General features: G+C 38.9%; 30 protein-coding genes, 1 pseudogene and 1 riboswitch. Of the genes and pseudogenes, 8 read left to right on the top strand and 23 right to left on the bottom strand.

The genetic code is table 11. The features are described from left to right. Positions 1–54: 54 nt before the first annotated feature. From MKY51_RS10665 to MKY51_RS10675, 3 genes and pseudogenes are all read right to left on the bottom strand, one after another. Positions 55–882, bottom strand: coding sequence for an HNH endonuclease signature motif containing protein (locus MKY51_RS10665; RefSeq protein WP_339171845.1), 828 nt, complete (start codon positions 880–882; stop codon positions 55–57). 255 nt (positions 883–1,137) lie between these two features. Beyond that, positions 1,138–3,084, bottom strand: a pseudogene (locus MKY51_RS10670) (vitamin B12-dependent ribonucleotide reductase); the annotation flags it as partial. A gap of 261 nt (positions 3,085–3,345) precedes the next feature. Continuing rightward, positions 3,346–4,125: a biotin/lipoate A/B protein ligase family protein gene (locus MKY51_RS10675; protein ID WP_339176617.1), complete on the bottom strand. Its 780-nt coding sequence runs from the start codon at positions 4,123–4,125 to the stop codon at positions 3,346–3,348. 153 nt (positions 4,126–4,278) lie between these two features. Here MKY51_RS10675 and MKY51_RS10680 point away from each other — a divergent pair, with 153 nt between their 5' ends. After that, complete coding sequence (locus MKY51_RS10680) at positions 4,279–4,662, top strand: rhodanese-like domain-containing protein (protein ID WP_079527702.1); 384 nt, start codon at positions 4,279–4,281, stop codon at positions 4,660–4,662. Positions 4,663–4,833: 171 nt separating this feature from the next. Here the strand turns inward: MKY51_RS10680 and gcvPB are convergent, their stop codons facing one another. The 10 genes from gcvPB to comGA all read right to left on the bottom strand — a co-directional run bounded on the left by gcvPB (position 4,834) and on the right by comGA (position 13,819). Further along, the gene (gcvPB, locus tag MKY51_RS10685; protein WP_339171846.1) at positions 4,834–6,315 is read right to left on the bottom strand and encodes an aminomethyl-transferring glycine dehydrogenase subunit GcvPB; all 1,482 of its coding nucleotides are present in this window, start codon (positions 6,313–6,315) and stop codon (positions 4,834–4,836) included. After that, positions 6,308–7,654: an aminomethyl-transferring glycine dehydrogenase subunit GcvPA gene (gene gcvPA / locus MKY51_RS10690; protein WP_339171847.1), complete on the bottom strand. Its 1,347-nt coding sequence runs from the start codon at positions 7,652–7,654 to the stop codon at positions 6,308–6,310. The genes gcvPB and gcvPA overlap by 8 nt, the downstream gene beginning before the upstream one ends. A gap of 124 nt (positions 7,655–7,778) precedes the next feature. Next, positions 7,779–8,888: a glycine cleavage system aminomethyltransferase GcvT gene (gene gcvT, locus MKY51_RS10695; protein WP_339171849.1), complete on the bottom strand. Its 1,110-nt coding sequence runs from the start codon at positions 8,886–8,888 to the stop codon at positions 7,779–7,781. Between the two features lie 274 nt (positions 8,889–9,162). Next, a riboswitch (glycine riboswitch) is annotated at positions 9,163–9,255 on the bottom strand. A gap of 126 nt (positions 9,256–9,381) precedes the next feature. After that, positions 9,382–9,894: a shikimate kinase gene (locus MKY51_RS10700; protein WP_339171850.1), complete on the bottom strand. Its 513-nt coding sequence runs from the start codon at positions 9,892–9,894 to the stop codon at positions 9,382–9,384. 304 nt (positions 9,895–10,198) lie between these two features. Then, positions 10,199–10,654, bottom strand: coding sequence for a competence type IV pilus minor pilin ComGF (comGF, locus tag MKY51_RS10705; RefSeq protein ID WP_339171852.1), 456 nt, complete (start codon positions 10,652–10,654; stop codon positions 10,199–10,201). Beyond that, positions 10,651–10,944 (bottom strand): type II secretion system protein, encoded by a 294-nt coding sequence (locus MKY51_RS10710; RefSeq protein ID WP_339171853.1) that lies wholly within the window; start codon positions 10,942–10,944, stop codon positions 10,651–10,653. Before MKY51_RS10710 ends, comGF begins: the two co-directional genes overlap by 4 nt. Then, positions 10,916–11,404 carry a prepilin-type N-terminal cleavage/methylation domain-containing protein gene (locus MKY51_RS10715; RefSeq protein WP_339171855.1) on the bottom strand — a complete coding sequence of 163 codons (489 nt, stop codon included), beginning with the start codon at positions 11,402–11,404 and terminating at the stop codon, positions 10,916–10,918. Before MKY51_RS10715 ends, MKY51_RS10710 begins: the two co-directional genes overlap by 29 nt. A 2-nt stretch (positions 11,405–11,406) precedes the next feature. Continuing rightward, the gene (gene comGC, locus MKY51_RS10720) at positions 11,407–11,733 is read right to left on the bottom strand and encodes a competence type IV pilus major pilin ComGC (RefSeq protein ID WP_339171858.1); all 327 of its coding nucleotides are present in this window, start codon (positions 11,731–11,733) and stop codon (positions 11,407–11,409) included. Positions 11,734–11,748: 15 nt separating this feature from the next. Further along, the gene (gene comGB, locus MKY51_RS10725; protein ID WP_339171861.1) at positions 11,749–12,822 is read right to left on the bottom strand and encodes a competence type IV pilus assembly protein ComGB; all 1,074 of its coding nucleotides are present in this window, start codon (positions 12,820–12,822) and stop codon (positions 11,749–11,751) included. Further along, positions 12,803–13,819, bottom strand: a complete 1,017-nt coding sequence (gene comGA / locus MKY51_RS10730; RefSeq protein ID WP_339171864.1) for a competence type IV pilus ATPase ComGA — start codon at positions 13,817–13,819, stop codon at positions 12,803–12,805. The genes comGB and comGA overlap by 20 nt, the downstream gene beginning before the upstream one ends. Positions 13,820–14,003: 184 nt before the next feature. Here comGA and MKY51_RS10735 point away from each other — a divergent pair, with 184 nt between their 5' ends. Continuing rightward, positions 14,004–14,702, top strand: a complete 699-nt coding sequence (locus tag MKY51_RS10735) for a transcriptional regulator (RefSeq protein WP_339171866.1) — start codon at positions 14,004–14,006, stop codon at positions 14,700–14,702. Between the two features lie 117 nt (positions 14,703–14,819). After that, entirely contained in the window at positions 14,820–15,062 is a 243-nt protein-coding gene (locus MKY51_RS10740) for a DUF2626 family protein (RefSeq protein ID WP_008404362.1), read from the top strand. Positions 15,063–15,116: 54 nt separating this feature from the next. On the opposite strand, the gene MKY51_RS10745 is transcribed toward MKY51_RS10740, so the two are convergent. Beyond that, positions 15,117–15,761: an MBL fold metallo-hydrolase gene (locus tag MKY51_RS10745; protein WP_339171869.1), complete on the bottom strand. Its 645-nt coding sequence runs from the start codon at positions 15,759–15,761 to the stop codon at positions 15,117–15,119. Positions 15,762–15,934: 173 nt separating this feature from the next. On the opposite strand from MKY51_RS10745, the gene MKY51_RS10750 reads away from it, so the two are divergent. After that, positions 15,935–16,111: a DUF2759 domain-containing protein gene (locus MKY51_RS10750; protein WP_008404364.1), complete on the top strand. Its 177-nt coding sequence runs from the start codon at positions 15,935–15,937 to the stop codon at positions 16,109–16,111. A gap of 89 nt (positions 16,112–16,200) precedes the next feature. Here the strand turns inward: MKY51_RS10750 and MKY51_RS10755 are convergent, their stop codons facing one another. The 4 genes from MKY51_RS10755 to rpmG all read right to left on the bottom strand — a co-directional run bounded on the left by MKY51_RS10755 (position 16,201) and on the right by rpmG (position 19,486). Beyond that, on the bottom strand, positions 16,201–18,102 hold the full coding sequence (locus MKY51_RS10755; RefSeq protein WP_339171873.1) for an LTA synthase family protein: 1,902 nt from the start codon (positions 18,100–18,102) through the stop codon (positions 16,201–16,203). Between the two features lie 309 nt (positions 18,103–18,411). Then, positions 18,412–18,612 (bottom strand): YqgQ family protein, encoded by a 201-nt coding sequence (locus tag MKY51_RS10760; protein WP_251686925.1) that lies wholly within the window; start codon positions 18,610–18,612, stop codon positions 18,412–18,414. A 17-nt stretch (positions 18,613–18,629) separates the two neighbouring features. Next, positions 18,630–19,193: a 5-formyltetrahydrofolate cyclo-ligase gene (locus MKY51_RS10765; RefSeq protein ID WP_339171879.1), complete on the bottom strand. Its 564-nt coding sequence runs from the start codon at positions 19,191–19,193 to the stop codon at positions 18,630–18,632. 143 nt (positions 19,194–19,336) lie between these two features. Beyond that, positions 19,337–19,486: a 50S ribosomal protein L33 gene (gene rpmG, locus MKY51_RS10770; protein ID WP_008408521.1), complete on the bottom strand. Its 150-nt coding sequence runs from the start codon at positions 19,484–19,486 to the stop codon at positions 19,337–19,339. A 220-nt stretch (positions 19,487–19,706) separates the two neighbouring features. Between rpmG and MKY51_RS10775 the strand changes: the two genes are divergently transcribed. From MKY51_RS10775 to MKY51_RS10790, 4 genes are all read left to right on the top strand, one after another. Continuing rightward, a complete protein-coding gene (locus MKY51_RS10775; RefSeq protein ID WP_339171881.1) occupies positions 19,707–20,171 on the top strand; it encodes a hypothetical protein in 465 nt (154 codons plus the stop codon). After that, positions 20,171–20,659 carry a hypothetical protein gene (locus MKY51_RS10780; protein WP_339171883.1) on the top strand — a complete coding sequence of 163 codons (489 nt, stop codon included), beginning with the start codon at positions 20,171–20,173 and terminating at the stop codon, positions 20,657–20,659. The genes MKY51_RS10775 and MKY51_RS10780 overlap by 1 nt, the downstream gene beginning before the upstream one ends. Before the next feature lie 76 nt (positions 20,660–20,735). Continuing rightward, positions 20,736–21,941 (top strand): MFS transporter, encoded by a 1,206-nt coding sequence (locus MKY51_RS10785; RefSeq protein WP_339171885.1) that lies wholly within the window; start codon positions 20,736–20,738, stop codon positions 21,939–21,941. A gap of 214 nt (positions 21,942–22,155) precedes the next feature. Continuing rightward, a complete protein-coding gene (locus MKY51_RS10790) occupies positions 22,156–22,626 on the top strand; it encodes a glutathione peroxidase (RefSeq protein WP_339171887.1) in 471 nt (156 codons plus the stop codon). A 52-nt stretch (positions 22,627–22,678) separates the two neighbouring features. On the opposite strand, the gene MKY51_RS10795 is transcribed toward MKY51_RS10790, so the two are convergent. The 5 genes from MKY51_RS10795 to trpE all read right to left on the bottom strand — a co-directional run bounded on the left by MKY51_RS10795 (position 22,679) and on the right by trpE (position 26,468). Further along, a complete protein-coding gene (locus MKY51_RS10795; protein ID WP_339171889.1) occupies positions 22,679–23,539 on the bottom strand; it encodes a hypothetical protein in 861 nt (286 codons plus the stop codon). After that, positions 23,532–24,026, bottom strand: a complete 495-nt coding sequence (locus tag MKY51_RS10800) for a sigma-70 family RNA polymerase sigma factor (RefSeq protein WP_339171891.1) — start codon at positions 24,024–24,026, stop codon at positions 23,532–23,534. The genes MKY51_RS10795 and MKY51_RS10800 overlap by 8 nt, the downstream gene beginning before the upstream one ends. Positions 24,027–24,133: 107 nt before the next feature. After that, the gene (locus MKY51_RS10805) at positions 24,134–24,505 is read right to left on the bottom strand and encodes a DUF5071 domain-containing protein (protein ID WP_339171894.1); all 372 of its coding nucleotides are present in this window, start codon (positions 24,503–24,505) and stop codon (positions 24,134–24,136) included. Continuing rightward, the gene (locus tag MKY51_RS10810; RefSeq protein ID WP_339171896.1) at positions 24,502–25,083 is read right to left on the bottom strand and encodes an aminodeoxychorismate/anthranilate synthase component II; all 582 of its coding nucleotides are present in this window, start codon (positions 25,081–25,083) and stop codon (positions 24,502–24,504) included. The genes MKY51_RS10805 and MKY51_RS10810 overlap by 4 nt, the downstream gene beginning before the upstream one ends. Then, positions 25,080–26,468, bottom strand: coding sequence for an anthranilate synthase component I (gene trpE, locus MKY51_RS10815; RefSeq protein ID WP_339171898.1), 1,389 nt, complete (start codon positions 26,466–26,468; stop codon positions 25,080–25,082). Before trpE ends, MKY51_RS10810 begins: the two co-directional genes overlap by 4 nt. Positions 26,469–26,483: the final 15 nt, after the last annotated feature.

Below are 26,483 nucleotides of genomic sequence, written 5' to 3' on the forward strand. Positions count from 1 at the left end.
TCTAATTTTAGAGGGCGGGATTATTATTACCCGCTCCATATGTCGCCATATGGGTCAGACTATATCATCAACCATTTTAGAATGTCTCTTACGATGACACGGGAATTCACATAAAGAAATTAAATTTGAAAGCTGATTCGCTTTCTTCCAGTCCCCGTTAAATTGTTTAAAAGGAATAATGTGATGTACGGAAAGCTCCTGTCCATATTCTGCTTCTGTAATTCCGCAATCCTGGCAAGTATACTCATCTCTTGCTCTAACCTTCCTCCGTTGGCTATACCAATTAGGCCCATAATATGATACCCTACCACCTGCCCATGTACCACTGTTAGCACCAGAAAACAGTTCTTTCTCGACATAATAGTTGGACATACATGTTCCAGTACAAAAGTTTAATTTTCTAATAGAAGAGGGAGTTTTTTCAAACTCAGTATGACAATTACTGCAAGAAACAACAATCCGCTTACGATATTGTTCCTTTCCTCTGTTACCATTAGCTTTTCCCAAACATCCTTTAGAACAAAACTTTGCTGTATGCTCACGATTTTTAGGTACAATAAACAATTGATGACAGGTTAGACATTTAACTTCAACATCTTTTCTTAAATGCTGATTAAATAAATGACCATTTTGTATTTGATATAGTTTTTTGCAATTTATATTGCAAAAATTTGTTTTATTAATGTTAGAAGGTTTCCTCAATATTTGTTGTTTACAATAAGTACATGAAATCAATTCTTTTTTTGACATTTCACTCCAAAATTGAGGGGGATTGTTTTTTTGATATTCTGTTTTACAGATTCTAGAACAATATTTTTTCCGTTCAAATTGACTTGGTTTTACATTAATTTCTTTTCCACAATTAAGACAATTCTTTTTCATCGAATCACCCTTCACCTGTTTTATCAATTATAAAACAGGAACAGGAGTTCGTAAAATAATGGTGCTCGGCGTGTAGTCGTTGAGGGGTCAGCCACGACTTCCCTGCGGATTGTCTGGTAGATAATTTCTTATCAACACTTTTACATTTTTACCTTTTTAATGCTGGCAAAGCTAGGTAGTAAAAGATACGCCAGGGTTTCCCGCATACAGCCAAGTTTACGCTACATTTTTACAAATGTACGGGGCAACTTGTTTACCCGTAGGTGCAACCGTCAATAAATGCGAGTTACGAATACCGTTTGCCACAATATTTTCGCGAATGTGCTGTGGCATTTTTTTCATGAAACCTGTGTTGATGAAGGCTTCACGCAAACGTGCTGTTTCAGCTTCTGTCTGCCCTTCAAGGAATGGGAAGCTGCCGCGCTCTGTTGCCAGCTCAACTGACTCTTCATACGCTGCAACCGCAATTGTCTTGAAGATTTCATCAACAAGTGCATTGCCTTCTTCAGAGCCGTACTCTTTTTCACAGTAGATCAACAAGTCGGCAAGACCCATTACACCAAGACCAACTCGGCGCTCACCTAGTGCCTGCTTTTTGTTATCTTCCAGGAAGTACGGTGTTGCATCAATTACATTATCCTGCATACGTACGCCAACTTTTACCGTTTTGCGTAACGCGTCAAAATCAACTGTTTTTGTTTCTTTGTTTGCAAACTTCGCCAAGTTAACAGCAGCCAAGTTACAAACTGAATATGGTGCTAATGGTTGTTCTCCACACGGATTTGTCGCAACGACTTTCTGACCGTACGCTTTTGCGTTTGTCATGTCGTTTGCGTTATCAATGAAGAAAATACCAGGTTCTGCTGCATAGGTTGCGCAGACATTAATTAGATTCCACAGTTCTTTTGCTTTGATTGTACGATACGTACGAACCGGATAACCAAGTTTCTCCCATTCGCGAACATCGCCAACTTCATGCCATTTTTCGTTGTAATCCAGCATTTGAGCCGGAGTATAGTTTTCTACGTCCGGGAAACGTAATTCGAAGTCCAGATCGTTTTCTACAGCATCCATAAACTCTTTCGTTAAAGTAACCGAAATGTTGGCACCTGTCAGGAAATCCGGATTATGGACTGAATATGTTCCGCCATCACGAAGTTTCGTTTCAGCGTCACGAATAATCGCTTCGTTAAAACCGCCAAAACCTTCAATATTTTTATAGTTCACAATGCCTTGATACATCGCATCTTCCTGCTGTGTTAAGGGCTTGAATTTTAATTTTTCTTTTGCCAGGCGGATAATTGATTCATCTGCTGTATTTTCGATCAAATAGCGCAGAATACGCGGATTTTGCATTTTTGAAATGATAAATTCCACAATATCCGGATGCCAGTCTGCCAGCATAATCATTTGAGCGCCTCTGCGACTTCCACCTTGCTCAACAAGATGTGTCAGCTTGGCAATATCATCAAGCCAGCTTACCGATCCACTTGATTTACCGTTTACACCGCGCGCCAATGTGTTGCGGGGGCGAAGTGTCGAACCGTTCGTACCAACACCACCACCACGGCTCATAATTTCCATTACTTGCTTGCGGTGATCACTGATGCCTTCACGGGAATCGGCTACAAATGGCATTACATAACAGTTGAAGAAGGTTACTTCTGTTTCAGAACCTGCCCCATAAATTACACGGCCTGCAGGAATAAAGTTCATCGATACAAGTTCTTCGTAAAACTTCCCAAACCATTCCTTGCGCTTTTCTTCTGTTTTTTCAACTGAGGCTAAGCCTGTCGCATTGCGTTTCGCAATTTGCTCATAAAAAATCTCGAGCGGCTTTTCAATAATATCCAAAGACCGTTCGATAATGCCTGTTTCTTGTTCATCGCCTTCTAATACGTGACGGTAATCTTCATCAATTTTAATAAGAGCGGTTTTCTTTTCCTGATTAATGGAATGAATAATGCCAAGTCCACGCGCCGGGAACTTCGGATCTTGTTTTACTGTCAAAACAACAAAATCCCCTGTTTTTAATGTTTTCTTTTCCGTATCTTTAAAAGAATAACGGTCAATCATTACAAGACGAGATACACCTTTATGCGTAATATGCATATCCGGTGTGATCGGGTGCACTTGAGGAAATTGCTCAATATCTTGATTTAACTGATTGACTTGGATGGATTGTTCTAAAACACTTGCCACCGCGTAAGCCCCCCTTTGAACGATTTTGTAAATTCCATTCCCTACATTTTTCTCCACTAAACACTTTTATATACAATATATTGTGTTTTATTGGATATTTTTATTCTATATGTAGGGTTAAATGATTTCATTTAAAAAGATTACAATAAATCTTTTTTTCAAACAAGGGGTTGATTTTTTTTTCTTTTTGTTAAATCCATCTATATCAACGTTTCGGGTATAAAAATTTTTTTACAAAAAATAAAAACACACGTTCGTAATCTATTTTTTGAAATTCCAGTCATCTGTTAAATATTTATTTTGCATCAATTGTTCTACATATTGCGTTTGCTGCTCTGTTAATTCGTAAGGAATTAGTTCTATGTCCAATGCTTCTTCAAATCCTTTGGAAAATGCATTCACACATTGTTCGATTGTAAATGGTGTGTCGACAAACTGATTCATCGCAACCGCTTTTTCCGGTAACTTTTTACGCATACGTTCTTTTGCCTCTTCCGTAGCAAAATTAAATACCGATAGCAGCAGTTCTTCGTTCAGATCCAGTAAAATAGCGCCATGCTGCAAAATAACACCTTTTTGACGTGTTTGCGCACTGCCCGCTACCTTTTTCCCTTCAACCACCAGCTCATACCAGCTCGGTGCATCAAAACATACCGCGCTTTTCGGTTTCTTCAGATCATCCAGTTGTTCCTTCGTCTCCGGCACACTAAAATAAGCATCCAGTCCTAATAGACGGAACCCTTGTAAAATTCCTTCGCTAATGACACGATACGCCTCTGTAACGGTCTCGGGCATATTTGGGTAGCTCTCTGTCACAATGACCGAATATGTAAGCTCCTGGTCATGTAAAACGGCACGTCCGCCTGTAGGTCGACGGATGAAACCTAAGTTTTGCTTTTTTATAGCTTCTAAATTAATATCTTTATGTACTTGCTGGAAATAACCGATTGATAATGTAGCAGGGTTCCACTCGTAAAAACGAATAACCGGAGGAATTTCCCCTTGGCTATGCCAGTCCAGCAATGCTTCATCCAGTGCCATGTTATAGGCAGGGCTGCACGGACCCGAATTTATAAAATACCATTGTTTTTTCACAATTTCTCGCCTCCACCAATTCATTTTAACAAACTCGCTCGACTAACTCTAGTTCATCTCTTATAATAGATAGTACAGAAAGAAAGGGGCAATATCGCAGTGACAATTTTATATACGATACTAGTAATTTTAGTAGTAATCGTTGCTTACGTAGTAATCAACTCTATGCGCTTAAAAAAATCCGTAACAAATTTAACACAGGAGCAATTTATTGAAGGCTACCGTAAAGCACAATTAATCGATTTACGCGAACCTAAAGAATTTGAAGCCGGACACATTTTAGGTGCTCGAAACATTCCGATGACGCAGCTTAATACACGTCATAAAGAAATCCGTCCGGACCTGCCTGTATACCTTTACTGCCAAAACTCTGGTCGTAGTGCACGAGCAGCCTTGACATTAAAGAAAAAAGGCTATAGCCAACTGTTCCAATTACAAGGTGGCTTCAAAACTTGGACAGGTAAAGTTAAATCGAAAAACTAATTTTAAAAGTTCTCTACATTGTAGAGGGCTTTTTAATTTTTATTCATTTGCGCTACGATTCCAAATTGCCTGATTATCAGTAGTTTCTACTATTATATAGTAGCACGTAAGAAGTCTAACCTTACTCATAGAAAAAAGGTCAGAAAATTGCTCTGACCTTTTTGCAAAAATTTATGAAATTGTGACTTCTTCTTTTTTTGCATAACGCAATACAGGTGTACGTGCAGCACGCGTTTCATCTAAACGGCTTATTACTGTCGTATGTGGTGCTTCTTGTACGATTGACGGGTTATCGATCGTTTCTTGAGCAATTTGAATCATTGCATCACAGAATGCATCCAATGTTTCTTTTGATTCTGTTTCTGTTGGCTCGATCATGATTCCCTCTTCCACGTTTAACGGGAAGTAAACTGTTGGTGGATGGTAGCCAAAGTCAAGAAGGCGTTTTGCGATATCCAATGTACGAACACCTAATTTTTTCTGACGGCGGCCTGATAGCACGAATTCATGCTTACAGTGACGATCGTACGGTAAATCAAAGTGCTCTTCCAAACGGCGCATCATGTAGTTTGCGTTTAATACTGCATATTCAGTTACAGCCTTTAAGCCATCTGGACCCATTGAACGGATATACGTATAGGCACGGACATTAATACCAAAGTTTCCGTAGTAAGGTTTCACACGACCGATTGATTGTGGACGGTTGTAATCGAAGTGGAATGTACCATCTTCTTTTTTCACTAATACTGGTTTAGGCAGGAATGGGATTAAATCCGCTTTTACCCCTACTGGACCTGAACCAGGACCACCGCCACCATGTGGACCTGTAAACGTTTTGTGTAAGTTTAAGTGAACACAGTCAAAGCCCATATCGCCAGGGCGTGCTTTACTCATAACAGCGTTTAAGTTTGCGCCGTCATAGTAAACTTTACCGCCGACTCCGTGTACGATTTCAGCCATTTCTAAAATGTTTTCTTCGAATAAGCCTAACGTGTTCGGATTTGTCAGCATAAGTGCTGCTGTATCAGAACCGACAACGCGACGTAAATCTTCTAGATCAACTAAGCCGTCTTCACCTGATTTAATTGTAATTGTTTCAAAACCTGCAACTGTAGCAGAAGCCGGGTTTGTACCGTGTGCTGAGTCCGGTACGATTACTTTGTTACGGTGTCCTTCACCATTTGCCTCATGGAATGCACGGATCATCATTAATGCTGTCCATTCACCATGTGCGCCTGCTGCCGGTTGTAATGTTACTTCATCCATACCTGTAATTTCCTGAAGAGATGTTTGCAGGTCATATAATAATTCCATTGCACCTTGCACTGTCGACTCATCTTGTAATGGGTGAACATTGGCAAAACCAGCATAGCGTGCAACCGTTTCATTGATTTTCGGATTATATTTCATCGTACATGAACCAAGTGGATAGAACCCTGAATCCACACCATGGTTACGTTTTGAAAGTGCTGTATAGTGACGCATAATATCTAATTCTGCAACTTCCGGCAGTTCAGCCGGTTCCTGACGTACTAACTCTTTCGGCAGAAGTTCTTCTAGATCAAAATCAGGAACATCCAATGGCTCTAAGTTATAGCCGACACGACCTGGTTTTGTAATTTCGAAAATGAGTGATTGGTTTTCGTTATGCATTGTAAGCCCCCATTTCTGCAACTAATTGCTCGATTTCTTCTTTTGTACGGATTTCCGTAACAGCAATGAGTGCATGATTTTCTAATTCCGGATAAACACGACCTAAGTCAAAGCCGCCGATAATGCCTTTTTCGATTAATGCTTTGTTTAGTTCTGTTACATTATGCTTTGTATTTACTACGATTTCATTGAAGTGTGCGCCCTGGTAGATTACTTCAAAGCCAGCTGCTTCAAATGCATTTTTAGCAAAGCGTGTCTTCACGATATTTTGTTTCGCCATCTCCTGCATCCCTTGTTTTCCAAGAGCTGTCATTGCAACTGAAGAAGCAAGTGCCAGCAATGCCTGGTTTGAACAAATATTAGATGTCGCTTTATCACGACGGATATGCTGCTCACGTGCCTGTAATGTTAATACATAACCACGACGTCCATCCTGGTCTACTGTTTCCCCAACAAGGCGGCCAGGTACTTTACGCATTAATTTATTCGTTACCGCGAAATAACCACAGTGTGGACCACCGAATGCTTCTGCAATTCCGAATACTTGTGCATCCCCAACTGTAATATCTGCGCCTAATTTTCCTGGTGGTGTTAAAACGCCAAGAGCTAACGGGTTAGCAGATACGATAAACAATCCTTTTGCATCATGTGTAATATCAGCAAGCGGCTGCAGATTTTCAACTTGACCAAAGAAGTTCGGATATTGAACGATTACACCGGCTGTTTGATCATCAATAAGGCCTTTAAGTGCTTCGATATCTGTCACACCGTCTTTTGTCGGTATTGTCACGACTTCAATTGATTGTCCTGTCGCATACATTTTTACAACATCCTGATATTCCGGATGAACAGCTCCTGAAACAAGTAATTTACCGCGACGTGTATGTCCTGCAGCAAGCATACCTGCTTCTGCCAATGCCGTACCGCCATCATACATAGAAGAGTTTGCAATATCCATGCCTGTCAGTTCTGCGATCATCGTCTGGAACTCAAAAATTGCTTGAAGTTCACCCTGAGAAATTTCCGGCTGGTATGGTGTGTATGCTGTATAGAACTCCGAACGTGAAATCACGTGATCAACAATTACCGGTTTATAGTGATTGTAGACACCTGCACCTAAAAACGAAACATTGCTCGCTGTATCTTTATTTTTTGCTGCAAGTTGTGCAAGTTCCTTCATTAAAGCGGCTTCTGACTTCGCAGGCTTAATATTGTAGCTTCCTTGGAAGCGAACTTTCTCAGGAATATCCTCGAAAAGCTCATCAATTGTCGCAACCCCGATACGGTCTAACATTTCTTGTTTATCTTGTTCCGTCATTGGTAAATAACGATGTTTCATTGTTAACCCTCTTTTCAAAAGTTTTATCCCGCAATCACGGGTAGTTATTTATCTTCCTCGAAATGCAGGAGATTGGTTCAACTATCAATCAAGGGGGAGAATCCCCGCGGATTGAAGTTCTCCTTTATTTTGCACGCTTGTAAAATGGCGTTTCTACCACCACAGCTTTTGCTCTATTTTTTCGTACTTCGATTTCTAGTTCAGTTCCAACTTCTGTGAATTTTGCGTCAATTAAAGCTAAACCGATATTGCGCTTTGTCATTGGTGACTGGGTTCCTGTAGTTACAAAGCCGATCTCTTCGCCATCCTTAAATACTTTATAGCCGTGACGAGGAATACCTTTATCAATCATTTCGATCCCTACAGATTTACGTGTCAGGCCATTTTCTTTTTGGTCAATTAATGCTTGCTGACCAATAAATTGCGGATCTTTCGCCAATTTCACTGCAAAGCCAATGCCCGCTTCCAGTGGTGAAATGTCTTTTGAAATTTCTTGGCCATATAATGGCAGGCAAGCTTCAAAACGAAGTGTATCACGTGCCCCTAAACCGGCAGCTACTACCCCTTTGTCTTTTCCTGCTTCCAAAATTTTGTTCCAAAGATCAACAATCGCTGCTGGTGCACCGTAGATTTCGAATCCGTCTTCCCCTGTATAACCAGAGCGGGACACAAGAACCGAATGACCTGCTACATCCACATTATCCTGGAATTTAAAATATTTGATTCCCGATAAGTCTGTTGCTGTTAATGTTTGGAGCACTTCTTGAGATAATGGTCCTTGCAGGGCGATTTGAGCATAGTCATCTGACAGATTTGTCACTTTGACATTCTCTTCAACATGCTGCTGTAACCATTCGAAGTCCTTTTCAATATTTGCTGCATTTACACAAAGAAGATAACGGTTCTCTTCCAAACGGTATGTCAGTAAATCGTCCACAACACCGCCATCTTCGTAGCAAAGGGCACTATATTGGGCACCGCCAACTGCAATTTTGGAAATATCGTTAGATAGCATCTTTTGTAAATAAGCAAGTGCATCCGGACCTTCTACGATAATTTCCCCCATATGGGATACATCAAAAAGCCCTGCACGGTTACGTACCGCATCATGCTCCTCTTTAATTGAAGAAAATTGTACTGGTAATTCCCAGCCGCCAAAATCAACTGTTTTCCCACCATACTTTGCGTATTCGTCAAAAAGTGGTGTGCGCTTTAGCATTAATTCATTTGTCATGTTCATTTCCTCCTTTAGTTATGTAGGTTCGTTTTATCTTGCAAAGGGGAAGCAACATTACACGATTGAAATGTAAATCTATCTTTTTATTAGAATCATCAGAATATTTCAGAGCTGATTTCTCCATAAAAAAAAGACAGACGAATCCCCTTTACCGAGATTCTCTGTCCTTGCACCTGAAAGTTACACCTGAATTTGATCCACTATCACAATACAGGCTTTCCCCTTTGGTGGCTGTTTGCAACATTTGCTATTACAGCACTCTCCAGAGTTGCGTCCAATACGAGTCTTTTTGCCTGAGAGATTCATAGCATCGCTATTTGCTCCTTCGGCGACGTGACATCACGTTCTCTCCCCGTACCATCATCCGCGTTAGATTATTTACTTCATGTTATTGCTCTTCTTAGCAATATCCTAACATTGAATATAATGCAAACGCAATCTTTTTTTAATTTTATTCAAAACACGAACATTAACAATAAATATCGATATATCATTCGCCTTTAAGACGTTTTACTTGAAAGCCGATGTACTCAACAATCTGTCTTAATGTTCTCCCGGCTGTCAGTACTTGTATATGACCAGCTAGTCGATAACTCTTTCTTCGTTGGTGATACAGGTTTTCCAATTCTTGCTCCGTTGTCGATTGAACAATGGGACGGTTCTTATCATTCCGAATACGCATATAAATATCTTCAAATTTTGCATCCAGAAAAAATACAAGCCCTGTTTGGCGCATAATTCTCCTGTTTTCTTCATTCACGGCTACCCCACCGCCTGTAGCGATAATGCATGCTTCATCACGGAAATTCTTTAAAAATTCCGTCTCGATTTTTCGGAAGTGTGCTTCGCCGTATTTCTCGAAAATTTCTGGGATCGTCATACCCTGCTGTCTTACAATTTCATGATCCATATCGTAATACGGCATTTTCAAGAAAAAACTTAAACGTCTGCCTATCGCACTTTTTCCGCACCCCATAAATCCAACTAAATAAATTTTACGCATGCTGTTCACCTTCTTCTAATTACGGACTACTTAATTCATTACACCTTCACCTTTATCGTTCTCATTTTGCGTTGTTCATCCAATTGTTTTTGTCAATCATATCGCATAATGTGACATTTTTTCGACTTTGCAAAAAGAAGTCGAACTTTAAGGTAAATTTAGTATATTTATCGTAGCACGAACGTAAATAGATTCCAATGAATTATATACTTTTATTTGCGCAAAATATGCATTTGTATAGAAAACGGCAGCTCCGGAAACGATGAATAATAAAAATACTGCCAAGAGAAATAGTGTACCTTTGTCATTTTGGAGGTAATGGTAATACGAGGTCCCTTTCTCGTTTTGTTCCATCTTTCATCACTACCTTCATGTTCAATTCATTTCCGATAATCGCAAGCTCCCAGTTCTCAACAAAAGGCAGCATAATTTCATTTCCTCCTTTATTCGACCTTTTACGTAAATGCTCTGCAGATTTATCGAAGACAAATAACCGTTCCTCGGGATCATTTAATATTTCAAGTTGCAGCATACTCGAACTGAGCACTTTACCGGATGCGGAATTCATATTGTATTGATGAAGATCATATACGAACAATTCCCAGTTCACTTCATCTTTCATCATTTCAATCTGTCGAAGATCCCGAACCCATAAAAGAATTAGCAGGGTAATCGAACTAAAAAGTACAAACACGGTTAACTGAAATAAGCTCTCCAGTAATGTAAAACCCCGCTCATTTAATATTCGCCTCTCCCTCATACACACAGTTCCTCATTCTTATTATTAAGATCATAATGCACACATACTTGGCGCCCGTCATAATGCCATTGAAACTGTACATCGTCAATTTGCTGCATCCCGGATGTTTGTCCATACCGTTTATATTTCATCGCTCCTATAAAAGCTGCTTCCGCTGCATGTGTTTGAACTTTTTGAATGGCAATTTGCTGTTTCATATTAAATGTGAGCGGAATGATTGTCGACGAAAGGAAAAATAAAATGACGACCGCTAACAGTGTTTCAACAAGTGTTAGTCCTTCCTGGCTCATGAAAAACCTCCTTTTCCAAAATTCTCGCTTTCCCGATATTGACGGAGTACTGATAGCTTGTATCCTCAAAGTGATACGTAAGACGACCAAACGCCTGGACGTTCCCCTGGGTATTGAATATGAGCCGGTTATAAGGTGTAGATAAATACATATCGATAGGCCGCGCTATTTTCTGATCATAAACAATGTCAGCAGTATTGCGCTCCTTTATTCGAATCCACTGACAGTTAAGAATTTCAAAACTATGAGGTGTTCCTTTCTCAATGGATAATAATTGTGTCATGCGAATTAACATCTCATTTTGGTCCATCACCTGCTTTTCTGTGTAGACCATCAACGGTTTTTGTGAAAAATAGAGAATCATTGAACTGATTACTAAAAAAATAAAGAGAACAATAAGCATTTCCATTAATGTAAAACCTTTTTCATCCGTTACAGCTGATTTAATTTTCTGCTTCATCACTACGTTCCTTTTACCAATACAACTTTACCCTCTACAATATCGATTTTCGTATTATCCGGACATTTCAAATCCTTATCCTCTTCATTTTCTTTTTTCATAATATAACCCTTCGTAATTAAATCTGAGACTGAAGCGGGATATTCATTATTATGAAGCTTATACGCCTCGACTTGTCCTTGAAGCATCAGTATATAGGCATCACAACCTTTTTCATCGATCGATGTGAAGTGTTTGGATATATTTGGAATAGTTACGAGTATCAAAACAGAGATAATCAATAAGACCACAAGCATTTCAACTAATGTAAATCCTTTTTCATTTTTCATCTGTTCCACCTCTTCTTATATAAAATCAATAACATCATACATCGGGATTAAAATACTTAAATACGCAGCAATGACACAAATGGCAATAATCACAAAAAGCAGGGGCTGAATAATCGCCAGCATTCGTTCAATAATTTTCTGAAGCTTTTCATCCAAAAGTTCACAATATAAAATCAGCTCCCGTCCCAGCAAACCGCTCGCTTCACCATGTGCTATAAAATGTTCAAATTTCGGATAGAAAAAGCCGACAATTTCCACTGCCCGCTCCAATGAATCGCCAATAAGAATGCGTTCTTGGAGGGTACCGGCAATATAAGCAATCTGTTTCTGGTGCTGCTGTGTTTTTAAATGGTCGAATGCCTTTTGAAGCGAGAACCCCGCTAATAGCAGATTTCCTAAATGGCGGGCAAACTGCCTTGTCAGAAACAGGCGCCAAAAAAGTCCGATTAACGGGATTCTAAACAGAAGATGAAGCTGGAGATCAATTCGTTTTTTTCGAATTTGGTAAACTACCAAGGAGAGTACAATACTTAGAACGATGCCGACTGCTATAATGTAGTCCGGCATATGGAGGAAAAACGTCGACCACTGAATGCTCGCGGACGATTCGCTATGAACACGGGATGTAATAACAGTGGACATGTTAGGAAGAAAATACGTTCGGAAGCCGATAAATAATACGATTAAAAATGAAAATAAAATGAGCGGATACGATATTATTTTTAATAGTTTTGTTTTCGCCTGCTGTTGGAAAACGAGCTGTTTTGCAACAAGAGCAATTGCTTCGCTCAACTTACCCGTCACTTCTGCCAACTCAATTGAGACTAAATATTGTCTATCTAGACGAAGCAGCTGGAAAACTTGCGTTGCACTGCCACCACCACGCAATATTGATGATATTTCCTGTTGGACAGGTTCATATTGTTTTATATGATAGGGCAACAGCATTTCGATACTATGACCAAATGTATAACCTTCATTTAGTAGTGTGGAAATTCGTTGGAGTAATGTAGGGAGCTCCGAGGATTTTATGGCAGGTTTTTTTAATAAAGTAACAGATGTGGCCCTTTTAAGGAGTGGTGTATTCATAGTAGTCTCCTTGAAGCTTTGCAATTTGACCTGCCAATGTTTGCTCATAAGGTAATGTAAAGTATTTTTCCTGAATAATCGATTCAAAGGCAAGCTCCAATTGTTCATCGGTTAAAAATTCAAAAATAGCTTTATAACCGTTTTCCTCTGTCTGGATTAGACGCTGCGAAACAACCGCTCTTAGCATCTGCCGCATTTCTTCAAATGAAACCGACAAATCATGAAGCCGGTAAATACAGTTCACCGTATCCTTTGCATGAATCGTTGAAATAACAAGGTGTCCGGAAAATGCCGCCTCTATGGCAACCTTTGCTGTTTCCCTGTCCCGGATTTCCCCGAGCATTATCACTTCAGGCGAATGTCTCAAAATTGCTTTTAAACCTGCCGAATATGTCATTCCGGCTCGCTCATTCACTTGAATTTGCAACAGCTGCTCTTGCCTGCTTTCTACTGGATCTTCCAAAGAAATGACGTGTCGAGATAAATGCTGTGAACAATAGTGGAGCAATGAATATAACGTGGTCGTTTTACCGGTTCCCGTCGCACCGCTAAGTAATATTAACCCGCTTTCCAGTCTGGCCAGTCTATACAACTGTTCAACACTTTCCCGAAAGTGACATAATGTTTGCAGCGGGACGGTGTAGTTCTGTCGTAATATTCGAACTGCTAAACTTTCTTTAAAGAAGCTGGAAGGTAATGTGGAAATCCGGAAGGCATACATCGACTGGTCGATAAATTTTTGGAAGGAACCGCTTTGAGGCTTTCGCTTTTCACTAATATCAAGCGAAGAAAGAAATTTAAAATAGGAAATCATTCGGGTAGCAAGCTCTGTAGGGAGTTCATCCTCCTTTTCAAAGCGACCGTATTTTCTCATCAACAGATCATAGCACCCTTCTCTAGGGAGTAAATGGATGTCTGTAACATGAAGTTGTGCGGCCTTAGATAAAAGCTCCAAACATTTTTGTTCAATGATCGATAATTGTTTTATGGTAATCACCCCTTCACCAATTCGTTAGATGTGACTCCATTATAAATGGAATGTCCACTCTTTCCTATAAAAACAGATAAAATTTCTTTTTAATAGGAATTTTCTTTCAATATTAACAAATTTGCTAATATTTCATGTAGAATAATAATAAAGTTAGCATTTTTTAAATTTTTACCGTATTGGGGGTCTACTTATGATACATCCGATTAAAATTTCCAGCACTTTTGCAGATGAAACCAGGTTTTCAATTTATGAGTTTATGTTGCAGCAAAAGCAATTTTTATCCGTTCAGGATATTGCAGAGCAATTTAAAATCCATTCCAATGTAGCACGTCTGCATTTAACGAAACTTGCAGAAATTGGCGCTATTTCCTCCGAACATTTAAAAACCGGAAAAGGCGGACGACCTGGTAGAGTATATAAAGCAAAACAGGAAGGAATCAATTTAAGCATCCCTAGACGTGATACATCTTCATTAATTAAATGGTCACTTGAACTGATTCTAGAACTTGGTGAAGCAGCGTTGAGCAAAGCACAGGAAATCAGCTACCGCGACGGAAAACAATCGATGCTTGAACAAATGAAGTCTATAAAACGAAAATCTCCATTTACTTTTGACGAGAAATTGGCCATGATTACGAAAAGTGCCACATTAATCGGTTATATTCCTGAAGTAATTGAACATGACCAATCCAAAACCATCATATTCTCTCTTTTCAACTGCCCCTTCCAAGAACAGATATCGAACTACGGAGAAATCGTTTGTCAGCTCCACGAATCCTATTTGTATGGACAAGTTGATGTACTGTTTGACCGGCATGAAGTTACGAAAATGGAAAGCATGGTTAACGACTGTGACTTTTGTAAATACAAAATTTCCGTACACAATTAATGGAAAAAACATGCATTTGTCACAACTCTTCTATATCTCACAGTTTACATTATCCAGAAACTTGATTTATAATGAATGAGAGACTATTCTATTTTTTTAGAAAAGGAGGGATATTTGATGAGCAATATGTATAAAGTTATGGCATTCTGGACTGCTATTTTCGCCGTTATGTTCTACCTTGGTGGTATGAACGAGGTTTCGCTATTATTCGTAGGTAATACAGGTTTATTTTTATTATTAGGCTTCTTAAATCTTTCAGAACGCATGTACATGTACATTTTTGGCGCATACTTGACTGTTTTCTTCGCCGGTTTCACCTATTACACAACATTCATACACACTCCAGGTGGCGGACATTAAAAAACGACACGCTCTTCAATAGAGAGCGGTCGTTTTTTATTTACATAAGTATGGTTAAAAGCCATTTAAGAAAGGATTGGAATCCATTTCTGCAGCTGGTGTCGTATAGTCGCCATGCCCTGGATAAATAATTGTATCTTCCGGTAATGATAAAAGCTTATCATGAATCGATTTCAACAAGACATTCATCGAACCGCCAATCAGATCTGTGCGTCCGATGCTTTGTTCAAATAATGTATCGCCCACAATCGCAAACGCATCGTCTTTAAAAATAAAAGATACGCTTCCAGGAGAATGCCCTGGTGTATGGGCTACCGTAAAGGTAAATGCACCGATTGTCATTTCCCCTTCTTTTCGGATAATATGTTCTTCCTCAGGTTTTTTGACAATATAATTTGGCAATTCCGCATATTTGCCTGAACCATTTTTCATCGGGTCCGCAAGCCAGTCCACTTCTTTTTCATGGACATACAGCGGGATATTGTATATTGCCCGTACCGCATCCACTCCACCGATATGATCAAAATGTGTATGGGTTAATAAAATTGCTAATGGATTTAAGCCATTTTTTCGTAATTCATTTACAATGCGTGCCCCTTCTTCACCTGGATCAAAAATTAAGCAGTCTTTTTCTTTATTGCTTACAATATAGCAATTCGTTTGAATCGGTCCAAGACTATATTTTCTAACATTTAACATCAATCATCACCTCAGTTTCCATTATACATTTTTTCTATCGATCTCCTAGTGAAAGATATCGTTCAAACAAACGCCATTTTAAAGTGCTCGACAAACGATTTGGAAACCTTTACAATAAAAGAGGAATATTGTTGAGACATTTTTTGGAATGTTGAAAGGAGTGTCAATTTTTTATGAACTTATTAATGGTTATTTTCGGTTTAGTTGCAATTTTTGGCGTAATTGGCATATTCCAATCAATCAAAGAGAAAAACCTATTAGCTGCTGCCTTCAATGCTTTAGCTGCAGGTGTTTTCGGTTGGTTCGTCATTATGACGGTATTAAATCAGGGCTATCCACCAACTCATTAATTGCAACAAAAAAACGTATTGCTGTAGAAGCAATACGTTTTTTATATGAGAAAAAAGCTGCTCCCGAATTTCTCCGGGGGCAGCTTTAATTATTTATAATCCTTATCAATCAGCAGGTTACCCGTTTCTATATCATAAAAACGCAACAGGTCACCATTAATAATCTGATCCGAGTATTCCAGTTCTTGTGTTGAACGGTCAATGAATGGCTGACACGGTTCCGTATCAATCGCTTCTCCCGTTTCACGGTCGTAGCATACTTCACCAGCATACACATACTGATCTGTTACAAATCGACCATCACGGAAAATAACGAAATCCTCATGTTCTTCCGAGAATAGGTCAGCACCTAATTGCATATCTTTTGAAGTTTCAATACCTAACAGATGCAGTAATGTCGGACGAATATCCAACTGACCTGCTACATTATCCATCACTTGTCCATCATTTGAACCAGGGATGTGGATATATAATGGGACAGCCTGTAAAAGCGCACTGTCATATGGTGTGATTTCTTCTTTATTTAAATATTTAGCCATCGCTTTATTATGATTTTCGGAAATTCCGTAGTGGTCTCCGTACATCACAATAATCGAATTTTCATATAAACCCTGTTCCTTTAAATCATCGAAGAATTCCTTCACCGATTCATCCAAATAGCGAACCGTTTGGAAATAACGGTTTAACGTACCTGAATTTGAATCGTATTCAGGAATCATCATATCTTCCGGATCCAAATAGAACGGATAATGGTTTGTTAAAGTAATGAGACGGCTGTAAAATGGCTGTGGCATTTCTTTCATCAATGATGCGGATTGTTCAAAGAATGGAATATCCTTTAATCCCCAGTTTACAGATGTTTCTTCCGTTACTTCGTATGATTCAATATCATAAAATTGGTCTAATTTAAATGATTTATAAATCATATCACGGTTCCAGAATGATTTGTTGTTCGCATGCATAACATTTGTGAAATATCCATTTTCACCTAAACGCTCTGCAAAGGAGTTATACGTATTTTCACCATGTGTGAAGAATACAGCACCTCGGCCTAAACCATATAACGAGTTTTCGAAAATAAACTCAGAATCCGAAGTTTTCCCTAATCCCGTCTGGTGGTAAAAATCACTGAAGTAATACGTATCTTTATCATTTGTCAATGAATTCAGGAATGGTGTGACTACTTCCCCATTCATTTCTTCATTAATCACAAATGACTGCAAAGATTCAAGTGAAACTGCAATTACATTTCGCCCTTCGTACTTGCCGAACATTTCGACATTAGGTTCAGCCTGATTTGCGCGTACATAGTTACTTACTTCTACTAGCTCACTGCCATCTGCCAACGCACGCTGTGCAGACGATTTCGATTGCACATATACATCGTATAGATGGTAGTTGTATGTTCCGATATTTTTTACTAATAATTCACGGTCAAATGCTCGTGTCAATAGTTGGGGACGTTCAGTTTCTGCTAAACCTAAGTTTAAAAATAAAATAGCTGCCGTCATGACAAAGTATGCTTTACGTGCATCTTTACGTATAGGCAGTAACGATTCTTCTTTTTTCGGTAAAAGCTTTACGGTTAACATAATCAGTAATACATCCACAAAATAGAAGAGATCCATCCAGCTGATAATTGCTGCAGCTGATGTACCTAGTTCTCCAAAATTACTCGTTTGGAATAAAACAGGCAATGTTACAAAGTCATTGTAGAAACGGTAAAAGGCAACATTTCCGTATACTACTAAGGCCAGTAAAATACTACTGCCGATAATATAGCGATTTCGCGCTTTTTGTGATTTCAAGAATAATGACAATCCATAGAAGAATAATAAGAAGCTTAATGGATTGATAAACAAAATTAACAATTGCATTGCATTTTCTATCTTCATATCAAAGCTAGTTTCATAAACAATTACAGTTTTAATCCAGGTTGCTATTACGGCAATCGCTAATATCGAATGTTTAGGCCATTTAAAATCTTTCATATCCTATACATCCTCTCTTTACATATTCGATTTTTTTAATTACATTATTTTATTTGTGTAAAATCCTCATTCAAACAAAATCTATGTTAAAGCTTTTCAAACAAATCCGCAACATTATTTCGTTTAAACAGTTACATTCATAAAATAGCACTATTATTTAGTACGTATTAAACTTGAAAAGGTTTCGTTAAATACGAAAACAGCGGTTACTGCCGCTGTTTTACTCGGGATATGTTCGCCAAAAAGTTAAAACCCTAAGTAAACAAGCATATCTCTCTATGATCCCTACTATTATACGTTAAATGACGGTTATTTTCCTGCTTTAAGCCTTTGCTCTTCCTGACGCAGGATTAACAGAGCCATCTGAAAATCTTTTGTATCAATAAATTTCGATTTATATAATTCCTTGATTTCGTCTTCCATTAAGTATAGATCTCCAATACGGTCCTTTGTATAAATGTAAATACCGTATTGTTTTAAGATGCCAAGCACATCCAACATTGACTTCATTGTCGTTCCTCCACCAATTATTCGCAGACTATGCGATTTTTGTCTGTAAGTAGTATATGTACCGGAAGATCATGTGATTCTCTCGGTATTTCGTTCAACAGCTGCTCCTCAAATGCAAGGGATATACGCATTCCATTAAATCCAACTAAATAACGGTCATAATAACCCCCGCCAAAACCGATTCGGTACCCGTGACGATCGAAGACTACCCCTGGCACGACCATAACATCAATCCGTTCTTTTTCAATCAGTTCCGTTCTTTCTCGTATCGGTTCTAATATATTTTTATATGCTCGTTCGGTTTCCTCAAAACTGTTAATTTTGTAAAACTGCATCGAGCGATCTTTCGGATTACATTTCGGAACTGCAACATATTTATTTAATTTCCATAATTCTTCAATAATAAACGTCGTATCCACTTCCGGCTGATTTGATAAAGTAATTGCGATTAAATTTGCTTTTTGAATAGATGGTTCCTGTAATAATTGCCGAGCGATTTCCATTGAACGTTCACGATATTCCTGATCGGTCATATTGGACAACTTTTCCTGCACGTTTATACGATAGTCTCTTTTCTCCAAACAAATCCCCACTTTCAATCAAGCTGTTTTAAGTTAAACTTTCCTATCATCAATCAAATTCGTTGAATGATCATAGGAAAATTTAATAGGGTATCAAGTAAAAAGCCAAAACCAACGAGTGGTTTTGGCTAAATGAGCGATTATTACTTTGTTTCACGGTGAAGAGTGTACTTCTTCTCGCGAGAGCAATATTTTTTAAGTTCAAGACGCTCTGGATTGTTACGCTTGTTCTTTTTTGAAATGTAGTTACGTTCGCCGCAGTCTGTGCAAGCTAAAGTAATGTTTACGCGCATCATTAACCCTCCCACTCTAAATTAAGAATAAATTTATTTGAGCATGATTTATACGACTTACCTATTATAACACACTGTTTTGAAAAATCTAGTATGATTTCTTAATAAGTTTTACTATGTTAAAATAAAGGGAATCTGCAGTAAGAAAACAATTAACCACTTCAAATGCAAGTTTACTGTCAAGACATTGCTATAGATCAAAAGAAACGGAGGACTTCATATGGGACTTTCTTCAATATTAATGATTGCTGGTATTGCTGTCATTATTATATCCCTATTATTTAAAGACAAATCAGCAAAAGTTGAAAGAGATGTTGAAGATTTATCGATCAATATTTATCAGGAAACGAATGCTTTAAAACGACGCGTAAAAGCTTTGGAAGAGGAACTGCTTGTCGAACCAAATTTTCAAGTACGCAAACCTTCTTCTGTCCAACAGCAAAATTCAGAACAACAAGCGGCTTTCTCCTCTTTTCAGGAAGTAGCAGCCCAAGTAAAAGCAGCTCAAAGCTATGGAGCATCTCCTAAGGCGACTCCGCAAAATAATGCAAAGCCGATTAACGGTATTTTAGTTAGTCAAGTACTTGCGCTTAATAACCAAGGCTTATCGATTGAGGAAATCAGTAAGCGCTCGACATTATCACATGCTCAAATCCAATCGATTTTAGCAAATGGAGGTCAATAATGAAATCATCATTGCGAGCATTTGGTATCGGTCTTTTTTTGGCAGGTGCAAGCATGGCGTTGTTCGACAATTTGTCTTCAGATTCCAGTCAGAAAGATAACACGGCTTATGAAAAGCAATTAGACGACTATGAAAAACAGATCGCCGAATTGACAAAACAGTTAAACGAGCAAAAGCCTGATAGTGACACTTCTAATAAAACGGATGAGCAAACAACCCGTACAACTGAAAAGAAATCTGCTGCCACAGAGGAACAAAACAAATCAGATGTAGTGGAAGAGACCATTTATATATACGAAAATGTATCCATTTATACAATCGGACAACAAGCGGAAGATCTAGGTATTGTCACAAATGGACGAGAGCTTGAGCTTTATTTGTCCAAACCGGAATTTGCGCGTTCTATTCAAAAAGGCGCATTTGATCTCCGCTCTGATATGACGATCGAAGAAATCGCCCAAGTACTGACAGGGCAACCAACTGAATAATTGTAATGATAAATAACAGATAGCAAGCTATCCATACGAGCGATTATTCAAAAGTTATCAAGATTGAAGGGATTATATGGACTATATAAAAAGAGGAACAAAAGCTTTTACTATGACGAATATCGCGTTATTTGCTGCAGGTTTCATCACCTTTGCCAACCTTTATATAACGCAGCCATTGATGCCCCAGTTTTCAAATGATTACAATGTTTCGCCTGCAATAGCCAGTTTATCACTCTCTGCTGCTACATCCGTTTTGGCATTTAGCCTTTTACTTTTTGGTTCATTATCGGAAGCATGGGGACGAAAAAAATTGATGACCACTTCAATATTTGCGGCGTCGGTTTTAACACTGGCACTTGCGTTTGCCCCTAACTTTGAAACGATACTCGCATTGCGAATCATTCAAGGATTTGTATTTGCCGGAGTGCCTGCCATTGCGATGGCTTATTTAGGAGAAGAAATGGAGCCTTCAAGCTTAGGAGTGGCAATGGGTCTTTACATAAGCGGAAATGCGATTGGCGGTTTATCGGGCCGTATTATAATCGGCACGATGACTGATTTATTCAGCTGGCAAATTGGAATGATTGTACTTGGGGTTTTAAGCATTATTATCAGCTGTTACTTCGTATGGGCATTACCTGAATCCATACATTTCACACCACGCCCATTACAGTTCCGATTACTGACTAAAACACTATTCCAGCATATAAAAGATAGACGACTTGTATTATTATTCGGGATTGGATTTACATTAATGGGCAGCTTTGTGACCATGTATAATTATATCGGTTTCAAGTTGGTCGAGTCTCCCTATAATTTAAGCATGACTTTTGTAAGCTGGCTATTTGTTGTTTATTTAGTAGGAACGTGGAGCTCTACATGGTTCGGAAGCTTGTCTGATCGATATGGAAGGCAAAATGTTCTATATAGCGGCATTGTCATTATGCTCTTAGGTGCGGTTCTTACATTCCCCGTAAGTTTACCTTTAAAAATAAGCGGACTCGTTATATTTACATTTGGGTTTTTCGGCGCCCATTCCATCGCAAGCGGATGGGTCAGCCATTTAGCCAAAGTCGATAAAGCCCAGGCCTCCTCTTTATATCTGTTCGCCTATTATATGGGATCAAGTATCGGAGGAACGCTCGGCGGTATTTTCTGGATGAGCTACGGTTGGAAAGGTGTTGTGCTCTTCATTGGGTCAGCACTCATCGTTACCTTTATTTTTGCTGGATTCATTCAATACTTTCAATCTAAATACGAAAAAATGCAGAGCATCTAGAAAGGAGCTCTGCATTTTTTATTCCCGTACCCATGTTAACCTAATGTTCCTTGTCCTGTATTTGAATGGATAAGTATTAGAGCCGACATTATTTCGACAAGATTCGTGTTATATTTTGATTTTTAAGTGATACCGATTATTTTACATACAGCCTTTTTTTACGTACGATAAAAATACAAAAGATGATATTAATAGTTTCGAGGAGGAACGGGGCATGAATATTTATGATATTCCTGTTAAGACGGAAAAAGGCGAGCAATATGAATTAGACCGTTATAAAGGTCAGGTAATGATGATTGTCAATACGGCAAGCAAGTGCGGATTTACTAATCAGTTTACAGAGCTGGAAGAATTATATGATAAGTATAAAGAGGAAGGTTTTGTCGTACTCGGCTTCCCTTCTGACCAATTTAAACAAGAGCTGTCTTCGAGTGAGGAAGCTGCTGAGTTCTGTCGTTTAGATTATGGTGTTACGTTCCCGATGCACGAAATGGTGAAAGTAAACGGTTCTGAAGCCCATCCTTTATTTAAACACTTAACTTCCGAAGCAAAAGGTCTTCTGGGCCAATCAGTTAAGTGGAATTTCACGAAGTTTTTAGTCGACCGTGATGGCAATGTTATTAAACGTTATGCCCCAAAGGATTCACCGGCAAAAGCAGAAGATGATATTGCAAAATTACTGTAGAATATACTTTATAATAGAAGAGAGCAGCCAAAGATGAATTCGGCTGCTCTTTTTAATATAAAAATATTTCTTCATCAGTTAGTTCCAGATATAGAGGCATCACTACTAAAAATATTGCCAGTACATAAAATAACAGGCACAGGATGGTTAAAGATACTGGTAAATCATAATATGAAGAGAAAATAATTGTTGGTGATGTAAGCATCGTTAGTACACCGATGATTTGACGGTACTTTTTAGTATAAAATATTTTTTCATTGCAATTTAGACAACGCAATTCCATTTTTAATTTACAAACGATCTTTATTTGTTCTTTATGTGAATACGAATAGTGGCAATGCGGACAGCATACTTCTCCTGTTGTATTGCGGGCAAAATATAATAAAATTACAACTTGCAAAAGAAGGACAAGCACGAAAATGCTAAGTTTCAGCCACTGAAAATCCACTTCGAATATTTGGATAGCGCTCCCGATTGCATAGATGATAAATGGCGAGAGTGTGATGAGCAAAAAACGTAACTTATAAACTGTTTTACGAAGTTTACGTATTTTCGGTTTTTGCCATCTTTTCATCTTAAAAAATACGATTGTGGCAAAAACTCCATTCACAATCAGCAATAAACTGATGATGGCCACAAACTTCCCTCTTCTCACAACTTCGGCCAATTGATCTTGTTCAAAGTTTTCCACTAACGGGCTTGATGCCTGATTAGGAGGCGATACGATCCCATCATTAGCGAACAAGTAGAGGAAAAATACGGCTGTAAAAACAAATATCGGGGCAATAACAATGGTCCAATTCATTTGTCGTTTCGGGCGTTTGGACTGATCGATTGTTTGCATTAATTTTGACTTCTGTTGATCCGTTAACTGCAGTTTGCTTAACTCTTGCTGCCATTTTTCCTTAATCATCCTCCATCACCTCCATGCTTAATTTTGGCTTTAATTTCGCTCGAGCTCGCTGTAAACGAGATTTAACAGTCGATACCGCCAATTCCAACAGTTCCGCGATTTCAAAAACCGTCATTTCCTCATAATAGTAGAGTAATAACACTTCCCGGTCTTTTACCGGTAATGCAAGAACAGCGGCGGTTACTTCCCCCTGTAATTCCTTCTCGACATAAATCTGTTCGGCACCTTTTTCATGTTGCTGAAAAAACTGAGTCAATGCGAATTTCCTGCTTTTCCAGCTACGCAAATAATCGTAGCTGCGGTTGATTGTCATCTTTACTAAATAAGTTTTAATCGAGGCTTTCTGTTCAAATTGTTCTGATTTTTGATAGTAGTTTATAAAGACGTCTTGGACAACTTCTTCAGCTGTTAAACGATCCTTTGTATATATAAAGGCAATGCGGTACAAATAATCACTGTATGTATCAATTAATTTCTCAATATCCACTAGCCGCCCTCCTTTCACCCTTATAGACGGAAACAAATTCAATTTGGACGCATATTTTTAAATATTATTAAAAAATCGCCTAACCGCTATACGATTAGGCGAATCTATTACGGCTGAAAACTGATTAAGGCTTCTTGAGCAGCTTCAACATTATCTTCATTGAAGGATGTTTTCTCCATTGCGGCAATTTGTTCGACGGCGTCTGCCAATACGAGCTTCGAATAAAACGGCAGCTTTGGTACGATTTCCACAAGACACCAGTAAATCCACATGTCATCGTCCCCGCGCAGCACTTCATCAACAAGTGGTGTCAGTTCATTCGGATATTGTAATAATAGTTCAACCATTGGCTCCGCGACAGGCCAGTTCATATCCTGCACCCACTCAAGGAGCTCCGGCAATAAAGGAATGACCACTTCTGTATCCGCGGCTTTCAGAAATTCCACTGCAGCAATGTCATGTTTATCTTTCGGGATCATGCCAATACCTCCACCTTCTTTAAAAACTCGCTGATCATAGCTGTACCGAGTTCTGTTCCGATGGACTCAGGATGAAACTGCAGTCCATAAACCGGATATTGAACATGTTGAATGGCCATAATTTCCCCATCGTCTGAACTTGCAGCAACAACCCGGAAATCTTCATGCAATGTTGGCTTTTCAATAATAAGCGAATGATAGCGCATCACTTCTACTTCCCCGTCGAACTGTGTAAACAAACCCGTTTTTTCATATTGAAGGGTGCTTGTTTTTCCATGCATAATATTTTGGGCACGGCTCACCGTTGCACCGAACGCTTCGCCAATCGACTGATGGCCGAGACATATACCTAATATCGGAATCTCTTTATAAAGCTCGCGAATCATATCAATGACAATCCCCGCATCTTTCGGTTCCCCGGGTCCTGGAGAAATAACAATCGCTTTCGGCTGCAATTTGCGGATTTCCTCAACGGTCATCACATCATTTCGGACAATTTTTACCTCTTCGCCAAACTGGGCGATTTGATGAAACAGATTATACGTAAATGAATCATAGTTATCAATAAGTAAAATCATTTGCGCACCTCCAGCAATGCTTTTGCTTTATTTAATGTTTCTTCATATTCCATTTCAGGGACTGAATCATAAACAATCCCTGCACCCGCCTGAACATATGCTTTTTCATCTTTAATGACCATTGTACGGATTGCCAGTGCTAAATCCATATCCCCTGATGCCGATAAGTAACCAATGGCACCCGCATAGATCCCACGCTTTCTCTGTTCCAGCTCATTAATAATCTGCATCGCTCGAATTTTCGGCGCCCCCGAAACCGTACCAGCTGGCAGGCTTGATGCAATGACATCGACTAAATGTGCATCATCGCGCAACTTCCCTGTAACTTCCGAAACGATATGCATCACATATTTATACTTTTCAATTTCCATATATTTTGTCACAGCGACTGTTCCAACCTGCGCAACACGACCAACATCATTCCGCCCTAAATCAACAAGCATTTTATGTTCGGCAATTTCCTTTTCATCTTGCAGCAATGCATTTGCAATCGCTTCATCTTCCTGTGCATTCCGTCCTCGCGGCTTCGTTCCTGCAATCGGATTTGTCGTGACAAGGCCTTTTTGAACTTTCACAAGACTTTCCGGCGATGTACCAAGAACCGTATAATCCCCGAATTCCATATAGAACATATACGGCGAAGCATTTGATGTCCGTAATTTCCGGTAAAGCGTCAAAGGATTTTCCCGGAAATCGGCTTCAAATGTTTGAGACAAAACGACTTGAAAAATATCACCATTACGAATATGCTCTTTTGCTGTTTCAACCATTTCAATAAAGCGTTCTTTTTTTATAGTCGGTACGAACTGTACATCTATTTCTGTTGTGTGCTTATATGCTAAAGATGACATCATCATTTGTGCAATATCATCCACTTTTTGCTCCATTAACTCCATCGTATGACCCGTCTGAAACAAATCCATTGCCACAATGGAAACTTGCTGCAACAAATGATCGATCACGATGAACGTTTCATAAAAATAAACATGTACATCGGGCATATTGTATACATCGCCTACAATTTCCCCAATCTGTTCAAAATGGTAGGCTGTTTCATAGCCAAAATAACCGATTGCCCCACCGAAAAAAGCAAAAGGAGCATCTTCTATTTGGATCGGCAACAGCTCTTTCAATAAAGTTAATACCGGTTTCTGTTCAGTCGTCAGCTCCCGATTATGAATCGAATAAGAACTGGATTCCGCATTTCCTTTTAACTCACCAACCGGATTAAAGGCGATGAAGGAATAGCGTCCATTTTGCTTAAATTTTGCATTGGATTCGAATAATACCTTTTTTGTTCCGACAATTGATTCAAAGATCGAAATTGGCGTATATGTATCGCCATTTACCTGCTTTATTACATACTTGTCTATCTTTACTACCATGCTCATCTCTCCTCA

This window comes from Solibacillus sp. FSL R5-0691 (assembly GCF_037974225.1).
In the GTDB taxonomy this organism is placed as follows: domain Bacteria; phylum Bacillota; class Bacilli; order Bacillales_A; family Planococcaceae; genus Solibacillus.